This window comes from Amycolatopsis lurida (assembly GCF_900105055.1).
GTDB lineage: Bacteria > Actinomycetota > Actinomycetes > Mycobacteriales > Pseudonocardiaceae > Amycolatopsis > Amycolatopsis lurida.
In genome coordinates this window covers 757,007-772,423 of the sequence record NZ_FNTA01000004.1, presented here as the reverse complement: position 1 = coordinate 772,423, position 15,417 = coordinate 757,007, and the positions used below count along the sequence as shown (strand labels likewise).

Here is a 15,417-nt window from a genome sequence, read left to right as displayed (position 1 = left end):
GAGAACGTCATGGAGATCCGTCCGCTTGAGCGGGAAAAGATGGTCTTCGAGAACGGCGCCTACGGCCAGCGGCTCCTGCCGTGGGCGGCACTGAACGCGCCGTTCGAAGGCGCCTGGGTGACGGTGCCGGCGCACGGCGCGACGGGTGCGCATTCCCACCACGAGTACGAGATCTTCATCGCCGTCAACGGCGAAGCGGTCGTCGAGTCCGGGGGAGAGCGCCGCGCCTTCCGGCCCGGCGACATCGAATTCCACAAACCCGGCACCGAGCACCGCATCCTCAACGACGGTGCGGAGGACTTCGAGATGTACGCGATCTGGTGGGACTCCGACATGACGGTGAAGTTCGCCGCCCGGCACGAGGCGGACGCGTGAGCATGACCGACAAGCGACCGGTGGTGATCATCGGCGGCCCGCCGACGTCCAACGGGGATCTGCACATCGGGCATATCGCCGGCCCGTACCTCGGTGCCGACGTGCACCGGCGATACCTGCGCGCGGCCGGCCGCGAGGCCGTGTTCGCCTCCTGCACCGACGACAGCCAGACCTACCTCGTCACCAGCGCGGCCAGAGTCGGGCTGACACCGCCCGAACTGGTCGAGCAGTCGACCGAGAACATCCAGCGCACCTTCAAGGCGATGGGCGTCGAGGTCGACGGTTTCTCGCCGACCGACGACGGCTACAAGGCGCTGGTCTACGACTACGTCAAACGCCTGTACGACAAGGGCAAGCTCCGCCTGCGCAAGGTGCGGCTGCCCTACAGCGAGAGCACGGGCGAGTTCCTGGTCGAGGGTTTCGTCGGCGGTGGCTGCCCGACGTGCCTCGCCGACAGCCGCGGCGGGTTCTGCGAGGGTTGCGGGCATCCGATCGATTTCGACGCGCTCATCGAGCCGTACTCGGTGCTCGACCCGGCCGACGAGGTGACCTACCGCGAAACCGAGATCATGGTCTTCCCGGTCTCGGAGTACCGCGAACAACTCCTCGCCTACTACGAAGAGCGCGGTCCCGCGTGGCGGCCGCACGTGCTCGGGCTGATGCGGGAACTGCTCGCCGGGCCGTTGCCCGACTTCGCGATCACGTACCCGGTGAAATGGGGCCTGCCGGCGCCGTTCCTCCAGACCCCCGGGCAACGGCTGAACGCCTGGGTCGAGGGGATGCCCGCCTCGATGTACTGCACCGAGTACGCGTTGCGGCGCAACGGGAAGCCGAAGGCCGCCGCCGACGACGCCTGGCTCGCGGAGAACGACGCGCGGGTCGTGGTGTTCATGGGGTTCGATCCGCTGTTCACCTGGGGCGTCGTCCACGTCGCGGAGCTGATGGCCCTCGAAGGCCGCTACGTCCTGCCGGACACCTTGCTGGTCAACGAGTTCTACGAACTGGAGAACGAGAAGTTCTCCACCAGCAAGGGGCACGTGGTCTGGGCCCGTGAACTGGCGGCCGAGGTGCCTCGCGACATCGCGCGGTTCCACCTCAACCTCACCGCCCCCGAGTTCGCGCGCACCAACTTCTCCCGCGCCGCGCTGGAGAAGGTCGCGGGGGAGCGGCTGGTCACGCCGTGGAACGAACTCGCCGAGACCCTGGCGAAACTCACCGCCGAGGTCGGTGGCGAGAACGGCTCGCTCCCGGTGTCGACCGAAGCCACGGAACGCGCCGCGGCGATGGTCTCCCGGTTCGCCTTGAACTACGAGCTCGAGGACTTCAGCCTCAGCCGCGCCGCCGATCTGGTGGTGCAGCACGTCGAGCGCCTGCGCGCGGCGACGGAACGCACGCTCAAGGGCAATCTCGACCAGGAGATGCTCCGCGCGCGGCTCGGTGACCTCTTCCTCGAACTGCGGGCGTTGATCGGCTGTGCCTCGCCGATCCTGATCGACCTCGCCGAGCGAGCCGCCGAAGCGGGCGGATTCGAACCCCGGATCACCGCGGCCGCCTTCGACGTCACGCACACCACGGCTTTCCCCGTGCCATCACTGGAATTCCCCCCGACGAGCGAGGTCTGAGACCCCATGTCACTCGACAGCACCCTTTCCGCCGACGCGGCCCGGAGTTCCCGGCTCGCCGAACGCCTGCTGGTTCCGGCGGGATTCATCACCACGGCGGGCAACGCGTTCCAGATCACCGCCGCCGCGATCCTGGTCTTCCACGCCGAACAGACCACCCTGGCGGTCGGCTGGCTGTTCATCGCGGTGTCCATCCCACAGGTCGCGCTCGCGGTCATGTTCGGCAAGCTGGTCGACAAGGTCGATCGCCGGATGCTGTGCGTGGCGGCGGACCTCGTGAGCGCGATGACCGCGTTCGCGCTGCCGGTGTGGCTGTGGATCGGCGGCCCGGCGAACCTCGGTTCCTACATAGCCAACTTCATGCTCGCCTGCACCGCGGCGTTGTTCATGCCCGCCAGCAACGGCCTGATCAAGGAACGGATCCGGGACGAGCGGCTCGGGAAGTTCAACTCCCACTTCGAAATGGCGAGCAACTCCGGAATGCTGCTGGCGTCTTCGCTCGCGGGCTTCCTGGTGATCTGGTTCGGCGCGACGCCGCTGTTCGTGTTCAACTCGCTGAGCTTCGTCCTCTCGGCCGTGCTGGTCTACGCGATCGGCCGCAAACCCGCCAAGGCCCCGGTGGTCGAGGAGATCACGGCCACCGACCCGTCGGCGCCGGTCGAGGTCCCCGTGCGGCAGCCGATCAAGCGGCTCGCGCTGCTGTACGCCAACGGCAACATCGGCCTGATGGTCGCCAACGTCATTCTGACGACCTTGATCCTGCAGACCTTCAACCAGGGCGCGTGGATGATCGGCGTGGTCGACGCGCTGGCCGGGGTCGGGTTCATCGTCGGCGCCGCCGCGTACGGCAAGGTCAGCAAGCGGTTCAAGGGGATCCATCTCGCGGTGCTCGGCACGCTCGGGAACCTGATCTGCCTCGCGATCCAGCCGCTGCACTACATCGCGCTGATGGCGGCGATCCCGTTCGCCGGGTTCTGCTTCGCGCAGGGCCGGATCGCCGCGCGCACGCTGCTGATGCGGGCCAGCCCGGAAGATCGCGTCGGCCGGATCTTCGGCGGCACTCAGGCCGTCGGTCTCGGGCTCGGCGTCGGTGCGACGGTCGCGTTGTCCTCACTGGCGGACGCGACGGCGGTGCCCTATGCCTTCTGGGGGCTGGCGATCCTGCAGGGCGCGATCGTGATCGGCACCTACTTCAGCTTGGCGAAACCGCTGTCGGCGCAGGAGAAGCGGCCGGCCGAGGTTCTCGAGGCGACCGCCGCCTGAGCGCGGCCGACATGCGGAGGAAACGAAAAGTCATGACGGACAAGCCGATCAAGGGTGGCGTCGCCACCTGGGCCTGCCTTCCCGGGTTCCCGCCCGCGGTGATCTTCCCCTTCACCCCGGGCGAGCGCTTCGGCGTGCGGAGCCTCTACGAGTTCCAGATGCTGATGTACCGGCCGCTCTACTGGCTGGGCCGGGACGGCGCGCCGGAGATCGACTGGGACCTCAGCGTCGGCGAAGAGCCGGTGTGGGACGAGACCGGCCGCACCTGCACGGTCCGGATCAAACCGTGGAAGTGGTCCAACGGCGAGACGGTCTGCGCGGACAACGTCATCTTCTGGATGAACATGCTGAAGGTGAAGGGGCCGAGGTTCGGCGCCTACTCCGAGGGCTACTTCCCGGACAACCTGGTTTCGTTCGGGAAGGTCGCCGACGACACCGTGAGTTTCACCTTCGACAAGGCGTACTCGAAGAACTGGGTGCTGCTGAACCAGCTCACCATGATCACGCCGATGCCGAAGGCGTGGGACCGCACCGCGGACGGCCCGGCCGACGCGACGCACGACATCGATCAGGCCGAAGCGGTCTACGAGTTCTTGATGGCGGAGAACGGCGACGTCGTCGAAGAGGACAACTCGCACCGCACGCGCTGGGCCGACAGTCCGGTGTGGAGTGTCGTGAACGGTCCATGGCGGCTCAAGAGCTACACCGAGGAAGGCGTCGTCACCTTCGTCCCGAACGAGCACTACAGCGGGCCGAACCCGGCGCATCTCGACGAACTGCGCCAGGTGTCGACGACCTCGGACGAGCAGCAGTACGAACTCCTGCAGTCCGGCGATGTCCAGGTCGGCTTCCTGCCGCCGGGGATGGGCGTCCAGCCCGACGGCGACCCGACGAAGGGCGGCCCCAACCCGCTCGGCGACGGTTTCCAGCTGGAACCGCAGATCCTGTTCAACATCAACTTCATGGCGGTCAACTTCAGCAACCCGACCGTCGCCGGGAACATGATCAGGCAGCCGTACGTCCGGCAGGCGCTGCAGAGCTGTTTCGACCAGGAGTACGGGGCGCGCGAGGTCTACCAGGGTTACGGCTGGAGCCAGACCGGGTCGATCCCGGTGCTGCCCAAGAGCGACCTGGTGTCGCCGAAGATCGCCGAACGCGGCGGGTTCTGGCCGTTCGACCTGGAGAAGGCACGGCAGTTGCTCTCCGACAACGGGTGGGACGTCAGCGCTTCGCCCGCGGTGTGCGTGCGTCCCGGCACCGGTCCCGGTGAAGCGGGCGAGGGCATCCCGGCGGGCACGGAGCTGAGCTTCTCCCTGCGCTACTGGGAAGGGCGGCCGTCGCTGGCGAGGCTCATGGCGCAGTTCCGGGACGACGCGGCCAAGGCCGGCATCGAAATCCGCCTCGAAGAGGTGATGGGGTCGGTCCTGGTGGCGGAGGACGGCCCCGGCGAGAAGCGGATGTGGCAGTTGTCGTGCTGGGGCGGCGGCTGGGTCTACAACTATCCGACCGGGGAGAACCTCTTCCAGAGCGGTGCCGCCTGCAACTTCAGCAACTGGCGCGACGCCAAGGCGGACGAGCTGATCGCGAAGACCGTCACCACCGACTCGCTCGAAGCGCTGTACGAGTACCAGGAGTACATCGCCGAGCAGGCGCCGGTGATCTTCATGCCGACGTTCCCGCGGCGGCTCTTCGAGGTCGCGGGCAACCTGCGCGGGTTCTCGCCGATCAACCCGTACGGCTTGATCAACCCCGAGAACTGGTATTACGTCGAGGAGCAGTCATGACGCGGCCGGTGGTGCTGGTCGGGTTCGTGGCCGCCGCGCTGGGTTCGTCCATCAAGGACTTCCAGCCGGACGGATCGGTCATCTTCGTCGAAGAACCCGACGTCATCCGCAAACGCGACGCGCGCAAGACGGTGGCCGGTTCGGCGCTGGTGCGCGAACTCATCGAGTGGGAGTTCCACCTGCCCGGCAAGGCGGACGAGTTCTTCCACGTCCACCACGATCTCGACCCGGCCGCCGTCGTGCCGCTGACGGAGTACGCGACCCCGTTCGCGGCCCGGCTCGCGGAACGCTACGGCCTGCCGGGCGCGGGGGTCGGTGCGGCGCAGATCCTGCGGGACAAGGCGGTGCTGCGCCTGGTCAGCCGGGCGGCGGGGATCGCGAACCCGGCGTCGGCGCGCGTCGAAAGCCCGGCGCAGGTCCGCGAGTTCATGGCGCGGCATCCGGGGAAGACCGTGCTGAAGCCGGCGAACCGGCAGGCGTCGGTGGGGACGCAGGTGCTCACCGACCCGGCCGAGGCCGAGCAGGCGTGGACGAACTGCGTCGTGCAGGACGAGGGGATCTTCGTCCCGGACCGCGCGATGGAACTGAAGATGCTGGCCGAGAGCTTCGTCGAGGGCGACGAGTACAGCGTCGAGATGCTGCTGAGGGACGGCGAGCCGTTGTTCGCCAACGTCACCGGCAAGCGGCTGTTCCCCGGCCCGCGTCCGATCGAGCTCGCGCATATCGTCCCCGCCGACATCCCGGACGAGCTGACCGCGACGCTGACCGAGGAGACCCGGCGGCTCACCTCGGCGGCCGGGTTCCGCACCGGGATCGTCCACTGTGAGTGGATCGTCTCGGACGGCGTCCCTTACCTGGTCGAATGCGCCGGTCGGTTCGCGGGCGACGGCATCATCGAGCTGATCCAACGCGCCTATCCGGTGGAGCTGAACCGCGCCTACTTCTCGGTGATGAAGGACGAACCGGTCGTGGACCTGTTGCCGCGCAAGGCCGAAGGCGGCGCCGCGGTCCGGTTCCTCTCGATCGAGCCCGGCCTGATCGAGGACGTGCGCGGCGTGGAGAAGGCGTCGCAGGCCGAAGGCGTCTTCATGTGCGACGTCAGTGTCTCGGCGGGCGACCGGTTCGACGGGCTGCGCAGTTCGTGGGACCGCGTCGGCGACCTGATGGTGACCGCGGACAGCCCGGCGGAGGCGTCGCGCCTGGCCGAAGAGGCGGTCGCGCTGATCGAGATCGACGTGCGGCCGGACCGAGGAGAGAGGGAGAGCGCCGCACCATGACCATCGAAGCCGTCCAGTCCACGCTCCCGGCCGCCGGTCTCGACGTGCTCGTCACCGGGCTCTCGTCCGACGCGCACACCTGGAACCTGGTGTACCTGGAGCTGTTGCTAGAGGAACTGGGCTGCCGGGTCACCAACCTCGGTGCCTGCGTCCCGGACGCGACCATCGTGCGCGAATGCGTCACCCGGCGGCCGGACCTGCTGGTGATCAGCAGCCTCAACGGGCACGGCCGCCAGGACGGAGTCCGATTGATGGAGACCTTCCGCGCGCGGACGGAGCTGGTCACGATGCCGGTCGTCATCGGCGGGAAGCTCGACGTCACGGGTGGCAGCAACGCGGCGCGGCTGCTGGAGGCCGGCTTCGACGCGGTGTTCGAGGACTCCGGCGGACTGACGCCCTTTCGGACGTTCCTCCGCACCCTGTCCGTGCGCGCCCCCGGCGTCCCGCTGGGCGCGGGATGAGCGTGCTCACCCCGCGGCGGGGACATTCGTTCGGCGAGGTGGTCGCGCGCCACCACGCCAGGGGAGAGCTGGTCGTCCAGCCCCGGATGGGTTTCGCGGATCCGGGGCGGATGACCCGGGGACTGCTGGCGACCAGGGCGGCGCGGGCCGCGACGGTCGGGACGATCACGATCGACAGCTACACCAGGGTCGGCGACCACGAGGCGGCGCGCGCGGCACTGGCGGCCGGTGCCGATCTCAACGGTTACCCGCTCGTCGACCACGATCCCGCGACGACGACGGCGTTGCTCGACGGCGTGCTGACCGGGGACTTCCCCGTGCAGATCCGGCACGGTTCAGCGGATCCCCGCCGGATCGTCCGGGCGCTGCTGGACTTCGGGCTGCACGCGACCGAGGGCGGCCCGGTGTCGTACTGCCTGCCGTACAGCCGGATGCCGCTCTCGGCGGCCGTCGACAACTGGCGGCGTTCGTGCGAAACGCTCGCCGAGGCCCGCGGTCCCGACCTGGAACCGCACCTGGAGACCTTCGGCGGCTGCATGATGGGCCAGCTGTGCCCGCCGGCGCTGCTGGTCGCGCTGAGCGTGCTGGAGGGGATGTTCTTCTGGCGGCACGGGATTCGCTGCCTGTCCTTCAGCTACGCGCAGCAGACCCACGCCGGGCAGGACGAGGAGGCCGTCGCCGCGCTGCACGCGCTGATCGGGGAATACGTGCCGCACGCGCGGACGCATGTGGTGATCTACGGCTACATGGGCGTCCACCCGAGGACACCGGGCGGTGCGCTGGAGCTGATCGCGGAGTCCGCGCGGCTGGCCGCCCGCACCGGGGCGAGCAGGCTGATCGTCAAGACCACCGCCGAAGCGCACCGGCTGCCGACCGTGGCGGAGAACGTGACCGCGCTGGAACACGCCGCCGAGTCCGCGCGGGGGGTGTCCCGGATCGGCAGGCTCGGTGACACCGGGATCCACGCTCAGGCGAAAGCGTTGGTGGACAACGTTCTTTCGCTCGACACCGATCTCGGCCGGGCACTGGTCACCGCGTTCGCGCGGGGGCAGCTGGACGTCCCGTTCTGCCTGCACCCGGACAACGCGGGCCGCGCCCGCGGACGGCTGGACGCCGGCGGACGCCTGGAGTGGCAGCGGATCGGCGCGATGCCACTGGGCGACCTCGTCGACCTGCCCGCGGAACGGCGGATGACCTCGGGCGATCTGCTGGACGCGCTCCGGTACGTCGAGCGGTCGTTCGACGAGAAGTACGGGCTGCCGGGAATCGAGCCCGTGAACCGACTGACACAGGGGAGTAGGACATGACCGGACCATCGGAGGCGGCGCTGCCGCCGGGCACCCGCGAGCATCTGACGTCACCGGTGACGCAGGCGGCGTTGCGCATCCAGAACAGCATCACCACGGGCACCCGCGAGTACCTCGGCATGAACGGGTTCGTGGAACTGCAGCCGCCGCTGATCGGGCCGGTCACCGACCCGGGATGCCGCGGGGCCAAGCAGGTCGATGTCGACTACTACGGGCACAAGTACAAGATGATGACCAGCGTCATCCTGTACAAGCAGGCTTCGCTGCTCGCGTTCGACAAGATCTTCTACGTCGCCCCGAACGTGCGGCTGGAGCCGCTGGAGACCTCGACCACCGGACGGCATCTGGTCGAGTTCACCCAGATCGACGTCGAGGTCGCCCGTGCCAGTCGCGAGGAGGTCCTCGATATCGCGCAGGGGCTGTTACGGCACGTGGTCTCCCACACCCTGCGAGAGTCCAAAGTAGACCTCGCCACGCTGGGCCGGGACCAGGCGGCGTTCACGGCGCTGCTGGAAGAGGACTTCGAGCGGATGACGCATCGCGAGGCGGTGTCGCGGCTGCAAGGTCTTCGGCACGGGCAGAGCGCCGACGCGGAGATCGACTGGCAGGGCGAGCGGATCATCTCGGAGCAGACGAACCGGCCGTTCTTCATCGTCGACTATCCCAAGGGCTCGCGCGGGTTCACCGACGGCGAGTCCAGCACCGAACCGGGAGTGCTGCGGAACTTCGACCTCATCGCCTCGGACGGGTTCGGGGAGCTGTGCAGTGGCGGTGAGCGCACGCACGAGTACCGGCGGCTGATCGAGCGGATGCGGGAGACGGGGGAGAACCCGGCGAAGTACGCCTGGTACCTCGACCTCGCGCGCGAAGGGCTGCCGCCGAGCGCGGGCTTCGGGATGGGGTTGGAGCGGATGACGCGGTACATCGCCGGGCTGGACGCGATCTGGCAGGCCAACGCGTACCCGAAGCTGCCCGGGATCGCGACGCCGTGATCACCGCGCGGCAGCTCCCGGAGGACGCGATCCGGGCCAGGGCGAGGGAAGGCAGCGCGGCGATCTTCCCCGACGTCGCGGGATACGGCCGGTCGCTGTTCGGCGCGGACGCCGGCACTCCGCCGGACGAACTCGACCGCGCGCGGATCGTGCCGCCGGTGTTCGTCCCGCGGCGTCTGGAGAAGATGTTCGACCTCGCGCGTGAACCGGTGTACGGCGACGTCGCGCTGTCGACCGTCCTCGGCGGGTTCACCGCGCCGTCGCCGGTGTTCCTGTGCGCGTTCGGGTCCACGCAGGTGGCGGGCAGTGGGCTCGGGATCGCCGCGAGCGAGCAGGCGGGCAGGCTCGGGATGCCGATGGTGATCGGCGAGAACGTCGTCCCCATGCACGGGTACGGCCGGATGGGCGAAAGCGCCGAAGACGGCCTGCTCGGCCGGATCCGCGCGTACGCCGGCGCCGTGCCGGACGGGCTGGGCGGTGTCGTCGTGCAGCAGAGCACCGAGGACGCCGACGCGGAGGTGTGGAACCTCGTCTACAGCGATCCGTCCGCGACGAAGCTGCTGGAGACCGGGCGGCTGGCGTTCGAGCTCAAGGTGGGGCAGGGTGCCAAACCGGGACTCGGGGGGATGACCGTGCTCTCGCGCACGGCCGCCGGCGAGGTCGCCGAACAGTACACAGTGGACGAAGCATTCGGCAGGGACCAGGCCATGGTGCTGCGGTCCAGCAGCCCCGGCACCTTCACCGGGGAGATCCTGCGCCAGCAGATCCACCTGATGCGCAACAACTACCCGCGGGCCCGCGCCTGGGTGAAACTGCACCCCGGCCGCGACGTCGGCGAGGCCGCGCGGGTCGCGTGGGCGGCGGGGGCGGACGCCGTCACCGTGGACGGTGCCGAGGGCGGCACCGGCTGGGCGCCGTCGGTCTTCCTCGACCAGGTGGGATTGCCGCTGGTGGAATGCCTGCGCCGGGTCGGCAAACATGACGCGTCGCTGCTGGTGTCGGGGCGGATTTGGGAAGGGGCCCGTGCGCTGAAGTGCCTGGCGATGGGCGCTTCCGCGGTCGGCCTCGGCCGGGCGGCGCTGCTCGCCGTCGACGAGGACGCGGACGAAGGGCTTGTGCGGCTGGTGCGGTGCCTGGAACTCGAACTGCGGCTGCTCGCCAGCGCGCTCGGGAAGTACGACCTCGCGGATCTCACCTCGGACGACCTCTGGTTCCCGACTCGGACGGAGCAGAACGAATGATCAACTACGACGGGAAACGGTTCCGCAAGGTCAGCACGGATCCGAACGCGCCGGTCACCCTGTACCGGCAGAAGGACGACCTGGTGTGGGCCGAGCTGACCGGCGGCGGGGTGCGGCTCGGCTCGCTGACCGGGAAGTGCGGCGAGGACGGGACGATCGACATGGCCTACACGATGGTGCTGGCCAGCGGGCAGGTGATCGCGGGGCACAGCACGAACACGCCGGAGTTCCTGCCGGACGGGCGGATCCGGCTGAACGAGGTGTGGGAGCGGTACGGGAATCCCGGCTCCCGTGGAACCTCCGCCATCGAAGAGGTGGCCGAGTAGCTTCGTTTGCGCGTGAAGGCCCCCTTCCCTCGGCTGAGCCTAGGGAAGGGGGCCTTCACGCGCGTTCGGGGTGCGCCCGGCTCGACTTGCGGCGGCCGTAGCGAGGACCGAACACGCGTGCTTGGAGCCGTAACACACGTGATTGGAGGCGTAACTCGCGCACCCGGTCGTCTTACGCCTCCAGACACGCGAGTCACGGCTTCAAGCACGCGAGTTACGACTCCAGTCACGGCCCGGGCCGGGGCGGCACCGGATTTCTACCCTCTTGGATGGTCCGAAAAGCGAATTCACGGGACCGAAAAGGGTAAGCGAGGGGGCCGAACGGCGCACGCCGAAAGGAGCAGTTCAGCTCGGGTTCTTTTCCAGGTATTCGGTCCAAACCTTCTTCGGCACGCACATTCGCCACGAGTCGACGATCAGTTCGCGTAACTCTTCGTAATCGATCGCGGACAGCCGGACGCGGACCCACTGATAGCGCATATCGGAGGGAATCGGCATCATGAACTTCTCCGGCTCGCCCGCCACGAGCGCTTCCCGCTCCTCTTTGGGATAGCCGAATCCCATCACGGTTTCGTCGGGCGAGAGCGAAAGAAAGACGATTCGCCCCACGCGGAACTTCGCCCGGTCACGGACCAGTGCCTCATAGGCACGAGGCAGGTCCGAAACGATCCGTCTGACGTCATCCCCGGTTACCATTTTTCCACCATTCTCCGCTGTCTGTTCCCCAGTCACCCGTGGCGCCCATGGTGAAGGCGACGTAGAGGTATTCGTCGAGGATCTTCGCCAGCGACACGGGTCTGCCCATCAGTGCGGGGATCTCCGCCCCGCCGTCCCCTGCCTCGGCGATCACCGCGGCGGCCCACGCGCGGCCGAGGCGCAGGTGCGCGCCGAACGCGGCGTCGTCACGGGCGCCGTGGAGGGCGGCCGCGATGGCGGCGTCCCACGGCATGATCGTGTTGGGCCGCAACGCATACAACGCCTTGGCCGCGGCGGTCGGGCCCAGCGTACGCCTGGTCCGTCCCGCTGAGACGACGACACCCGAGAGATCCGCGTAGGCCTTCGCGGCGGTGTCGATCTCCGCGTCCGACAGGCCGGCCAGGTCGGCCGACGGGAGCGTGGTGCCCCAGGTCTCCCACCAGGCCCGGACGCCGTCGTCGAAGGGGGCTGGTTCGCCGTCCCGCGGGTACCGGATACGGCATCCCCACGAGTTCAGCCAGCGAAGAAGAATTGTCCGATGCGCGGGCTGTGACAGGTCGATCGCGGAGTGCGTTTCCTTGAGCAGTCGAAGCCAAGAGGCGTCCACATTCGCGAAGCCGTTGAACACTTCGGCGGCCCGCCGGAGTTCGGCGAGCGGGGGCAGGGGGTCAGACATGGGCGAACCCTATCCGGTGCCACCAAGGGGGTGAATTTCCACGTCCAACTATTGGACTTTGTACATTGAGTCACCTATTTGTATCTGCTGCATCCTTCATTGGTCCTTTAGGGTTGTGGCCAGGAAGGCCACAAGGATGGCGGTCACGCAGCGCGATTGCGTTACCCCATCCAGGGGAGGGAGAGGGCATGGGCAGACCCGAGCGACCGTTGGACGGCTCCACTGGTCCGATCGCCGCATTCGCTCACGATCTGCGCGTTTTGAGGAACCGGGCGGGAAACCCGAGTTACCGGGAACTCGCCAGGACCGCACTGTTCGCACCTTCCGTGCTGTCCAGCGCGGCGAGCGGCCATCGTTTGCCGACGCTCGCCGTGACGTTGGCGTTCGTCTCCGCGTGCGGTGGAGACCGTGCGGTGTGGGAACGGCGTTGGCGCAGTGTCGCCGGACAGCCGGGGGCCGGCGCCGAGACACGGGAAGACCGTGCGGCCGACACTCCGCCGGACGGCGCGCACGCGACGGCATCCGGCGTCATCCGCCTCGCCCGTCCGGCCCAGCTGCCCATGGGATCGAGGATTTTCGTCGGCAGGGAAAGGGATCTGGCCGACGCCGCCGAGATGATCGGGGCGAGCGGGCCGGTCAAGGTGCCGTTGCTCGTCAGCGGCCCGATCGGCGTGGGCAAGACGGCTTTCGCCTTGCGGCTGGCGGAAGAGGTGGCGGCGGACTTCCCGGACGGGCAGCTCTACGCCGACCTGGGCGACAGTGGCTCCGGCGGCCGGTCGGCCAACGGGATCGTGCGCGGGTTCCTGCGCGCGCTCGGCGTGCCCGCCCATCTGGTGCCCGACGATCCGATGCAGCGGATCGGGCTGTACCGGTCCCTGCTGGCGGAACGCAGGTTGTTCGTGCTCCTGACGGGCGTCCGGGACGAGGGACAGGTGCGGCCGCTGCTCGGCCAGGCACCGCACAGCCAGGTCGTGGTCACCAGCCGCGCCCGGCTGCTCGGTTTGGAGGACACGAACCGTATCGAGCTCGATACGTTCTCGCGCAAGGAATCGCTGGCCTTGATCGGCCGGATCGCCGGACCGGGCCGGGTGCGGGCGGAGCACGACGCCACCGACACGATCGCCGAACTGTGCGGGGATCTTCCGCTGGCGGTCAACATCGTCGGCCGCAAGATCGCCGCGCGCCCGGAATGGGCGATCGCGTACACCGCGGGCCAGCTCGCCGATCGCGAACGGCTCATGGGCAGCCTCTGCGTCGGTGACGTCAACGTGCGGGACCGGTTTTCCGCGGCGTACGACCATCTCTCGCCCACCGAACGGGAGGCCGTCCAGCACTTCGGGCAGAGCGGGGCGGGCTGGACGACGTCGATCGGCGTCGCCGCCGCGATGGGCATCATGATCGAGACCGCCGACGAACTCCTCGAATCCGTGGTGGACGCCGGACTTCTCCAGCGCGCCAACGTCGCCGGGCGCTACGCGGTGTCCCGGTTGGTCAGCGCGTTCGCCGCCGAACGGCAGCGCGAACCGGGCCCGTTCGCCGCCGCGGTCTCGATGGCGGGCCGCAGGACGCGCAAGAACGCGTTCGAATCGCTGCGCCACGAGGCGGTGCGCACCCTGCCGGGTGGCTCGTCCGAAGGTTGATTGTTCTCCCCGCGCGGCGCTTCCGGTCAACGGGCCGCGCGGCTTGAATGAGTCGACGAATGAAGGCGAGCGAAATTCGGTGACACAATGCTGATTCTGTCGATGAAAGAGGGTCACGATGGCGGGATCGTGGCGATCGAGGACGGCAAGCTGCTGTTCGCGCTGGAGTCGGAAAAGGACAACTACCCGCGCTACGACCGGATCACCGGCGAGCTGATGGCGCGCGCGGCGGGCATGCTCGACAAGCAGCCCGACGTGGTCGCGCTCGGCGGCTGGGTCAAGGGGGAGTTCTCGGTGGAACCGCCGTCCCGCACCGGATACTTCGGTGTCGGCGAAGGCGCGATCTCCGACGAGGCCGGCAAGTTCTTCGGCAAGGAAGTGCGGTACTTCTCCTCGACCCACGAGCGCTCGCATATCTACACCTCCCTCGGAATGGCCCCCGCGGCGCCCGGCCAGGCGTACTACTCCCTGGTGTGGGAAGGGAACATCGGTGACTTCTACCGGATCGACGAGCGCGGCGAGGCCACGCACCTGCAGCACGTCCTGACCGACCCCGGCGCGAAGTACGCGTATCTCTTCGCGCTGGCCGACCCGGGTTTCCCGCTGGGCAAGGGGAAGTTCCGGTTCAACGACGCCGGCAAGCAGATGGCGCTGACCGGGTTCGCCGAACCGGGCCCGCTCACGCCGGACGAGCAGAAGACCATCGACTTCATCCTCGACCGTGACGGCATCATCCTCGGTCTGTCCAAAGAGGAGATGTCCTGGTCCCATCTGTACAACGCCGGTGTCTGGTCGCAGGAATACCGCAACGCCGCGGCGAAGCACTCGCAGGCGATCTTCAACCGGTTCTACGACTACGCCGAGAAGAACCTGACCGAAGGCCTGCCGCTGCTGATCTCCGGCGGCTGCGGGCTGAACTGCGACTGGAACCGCTTGTGGCGGGAGAGCGGCCTGTTCTCGTCGGTGTTCGTGCCGCCGTGCCCCAACGACAGTGGTTCCGCGCTGGGCACGGCCATCGACGCGCAATGGTTCTACACCGGGCAGGCGACCATCGAATGGGACGTCTACGCGGGGGAGAACTTCGTCGAGGACGTCGTCCCGGATCCCGCCAAGTACGAGACGCGGCCGCTCGTGGCGAGTGAGGTCGCGAAGTACCTCAAGGACGGCAACATCATCGGCTGGGCGCGCGGCCGGTACGAGATGGGCCCGCGGGCGCTGGGCAACCGGTCGATCCTGGCCGCGCCGTTCACCGTGGACACCACGGTGCGGCTCAACAAGATCAAGCGCCGCGAGGACTACCGCCCGATCGCGCCGATCGCGCTGGAATCCGACGCTCCCCAGTGGTTCGTCGGCTCGGTGCAGGATCCGTACATGCTGTACTTCAACCACGTCACCTCCGACGAGTTGAAGGCCATCACGCATGTCGACGGCACCGCGCGCACCCAGACGGTGACGCGGGAGCGCAACGCCGGCATCACCGACCTGCTCGAGGCGTTCCGTGAGCAGACCGGGTTCAGCGTGCTGTGCAACACGTCGCTGAACAACAACGGTCGCGGTTTCCTCAACCGCACCAGCGATCTCATCGAGTACGGGGAGACGTACGGCCTCGACGGCTACGTCATCAACGACACGTTCGTGACCCCGCGCGCCTCCTGAAATCCTTGCCCGACGGGGGCAAGGCCCGGATGCCACCACCCAGCGGTGGCATCCGGGTACCTCGTGGTGCCCGAACGAAGTCTCGCCCGGAGGGGGAAGAC

At 68.4% G+C, this 15,417-nt stretch carries 14 protein-coding genes; 12 read left to right on the top strand and 2 right to left on the bottom strand.

Annotated features, from left to right (window positions below; genetic code table 11):
* Positions 1–9: 9 nt before the first annotated feature.
* From BLW75_RS08690 to BLW75_RS08645, 10 genes are read left to right on the top strand one after another with little or no spacing between them, the layout of a single operon-like run.
* A complete protein-coding gene (locus BLW75_RS08690) occupies positions 10–375 on the top strand; it encodes a cupin domain-containing protein (RefSeq protein WP_034319663.1) in 366 nt (121 codons plus the stop codon).
* Positions 376–377: 2 nt separating this feature from the next.
* On the top strand, positions 378–1,997 hold the full coding sequence (locus BLW75_RS08685; RefSeq protein ID WP_034319667.1) for a class I tRNA ligase family protein: 1,620 nt from the start codon (positions 378–380) through the stop codon (positions 1,995–1,997).
* Positions 1,998–2,003: 6 nt separating this feature from the next.
* A complete protein-coding gene (locus tag BLW75_RS08680) occupies positions 2,004–3,260 on the top strand; it encodes an MFS transporter (RefSeq protein WP_034319670.1) in 1,257 nt (418 codons plus the stop codon).
* 32 nt (positions 3,261–3,292) lie between these two features.
* Positions 3,293–5,044 (top strand): ABC transporter substrate-binding protein, encoded by a 1,752-nt coding sequence (locus BLW75_RS08675; RefSeq protein ID WP_091597182.1) that lies wholly within the window; start codon positions 3,293–3,295, stop codon positions 5,042–5,044.
* Complete coding sequence (locus BLW75_RS08670) at positions 5,041–6,321, top strand: ATP-grasp domain-containing protein (protein ID WP_034319676.1); 1,281 nt, start codon at positions 5,041–5,043, stop codon at positions 6,319–6,321. The genes BLW75_RS08675 and BLW75_RS08670 overlap by 4 nt, the downstream gene beginning before the upstream one ends.
* Positions 6,318–6,782 carry a cobalamin B12-binding domain-containing protein gene (locus tag BLW75_RS08665; RefSeq protein WP_034319679.1) on the top strand — a complete coding sequence of 155 codons (465 nt, stop codon included), beginning with the start codon at positions 6,318–6,320 and terminating at the stop codon, positions 6,780–6,782. Before BLW75_RS08670 ends, BLW75_RS08665 begins: the two co-directional genes overlap by 4 nt.
* A complete protein-coding gene (locus tag BLW75_RS08660) occupies positions 6,779–8,089 on the top strand; it encodes a methylaspartate mutase (RefSeq protein ID WP_034319682.1) in 1,311 nt (436 codons plus the stop codon). The genes BLW75_RS08665 and BLW75_RS08660 overlap by 4 nt, the downstream gene beginning before the upstream one ends.
* Positions 8,086–9,081, top strand: coding sequence for an asparagine synthetase A (locus tag BLW75_RS08655; RefSeq protein WP_034319685.1), 996 nt, complete (start codon positions 8,086–8,088; stop codon positions 9,079–9,081). The genes BLW75_RS08660 and BLW75_RS08655 overlap by 4 nt, the downstream gene beginning before the upstream one ends.
* On the top strand, positions 9,078–10,322 hold the full coding sequence (locus BLW75_RS08650) for a glutamate synthase-related protein (protein WP_034319688.1): 1,245 nt from the start codon (positions 9,078–9,080) through the stop codon (positions 10,320–10,322). Before BLW75_RS08655 ends, BLW75_RS08650 begins: the two co-directional genes overlap by 4 nt.
* Entirely contained in the window at positions 10,319–10,648 is a 330-nt protein-coding gene (locus BLW75_RS08645; protein WP_034319691.1) for an avidin-fold protein, read from the top strand. Before BLW75_RS08650 ends, BLW75_RS08645 begins: the two co-directional genes overlap by 4 nt.
* Before the next feature lie 345 nt (positions 10,649–10,993).
* On the opposite strand, the gene BLW75_RS08640 is transcribed toward BLW75_RS08645, so the two are convergent.
* On the bottom strand, positions 10,994–11,344 hold the full coding sequence (locus BLW75_RS08640) for an MmcQ/YjbR family DNA-binding protein (RefSeq protein ID WP_034319694.1): 351 nt from the start codon (positions 11,342–11,344) through the stop codon (positions 10,994–10,996).
* On the bottom strand, positions 11,328–12,020 hold the full coding sequence (locus BLW75_RS08635) for a hypothetical protein (RefSeq protein WP_034319696.1): 693 nt from the start codon (positions 12,018–12,020) through the stop codon (positions 11,328–11,330). The genes BLW75_RS08640 and BLW75_RS08635 overlap by 17 nt, the downstream gene beginning before the upstream one ends.
* Positions 12,021–12,208: 188 nt before the next feature.
* On the opposite strand from BLW75_RS08635, the gene BLW75_RS08630 reads away from it, so the two are divergent.
* Together BLW75_RS08630 and BLW75_RS08625 are read left to right on the top strand one after the other, a co-directional pair.
* Entirely contained in the window at positions 12,209–13,660 is a 1,452-nt protein-coding gene (locus BLW75_RS08630) for an NB-ARC domain-containing protein (protein WP_034319699.1), read from the top strand.
* A 102-nt stretch (positions 13,661–13,762) separates the two neighbouring features.
* Positions 13,763–15,316, top strand: a complete 1,554-nt coding sequence (locus BLW75_RS08625; protein WP_241783950.1) for a carbamoyltransferase C-terminal domain-containing protein — start codon at positions 13,763–13,765, stop codon at positions 15,314–15,316.
* The last annotated feature ends 101 nt before the right edge of the window (positions 15,317–15,417 follow it).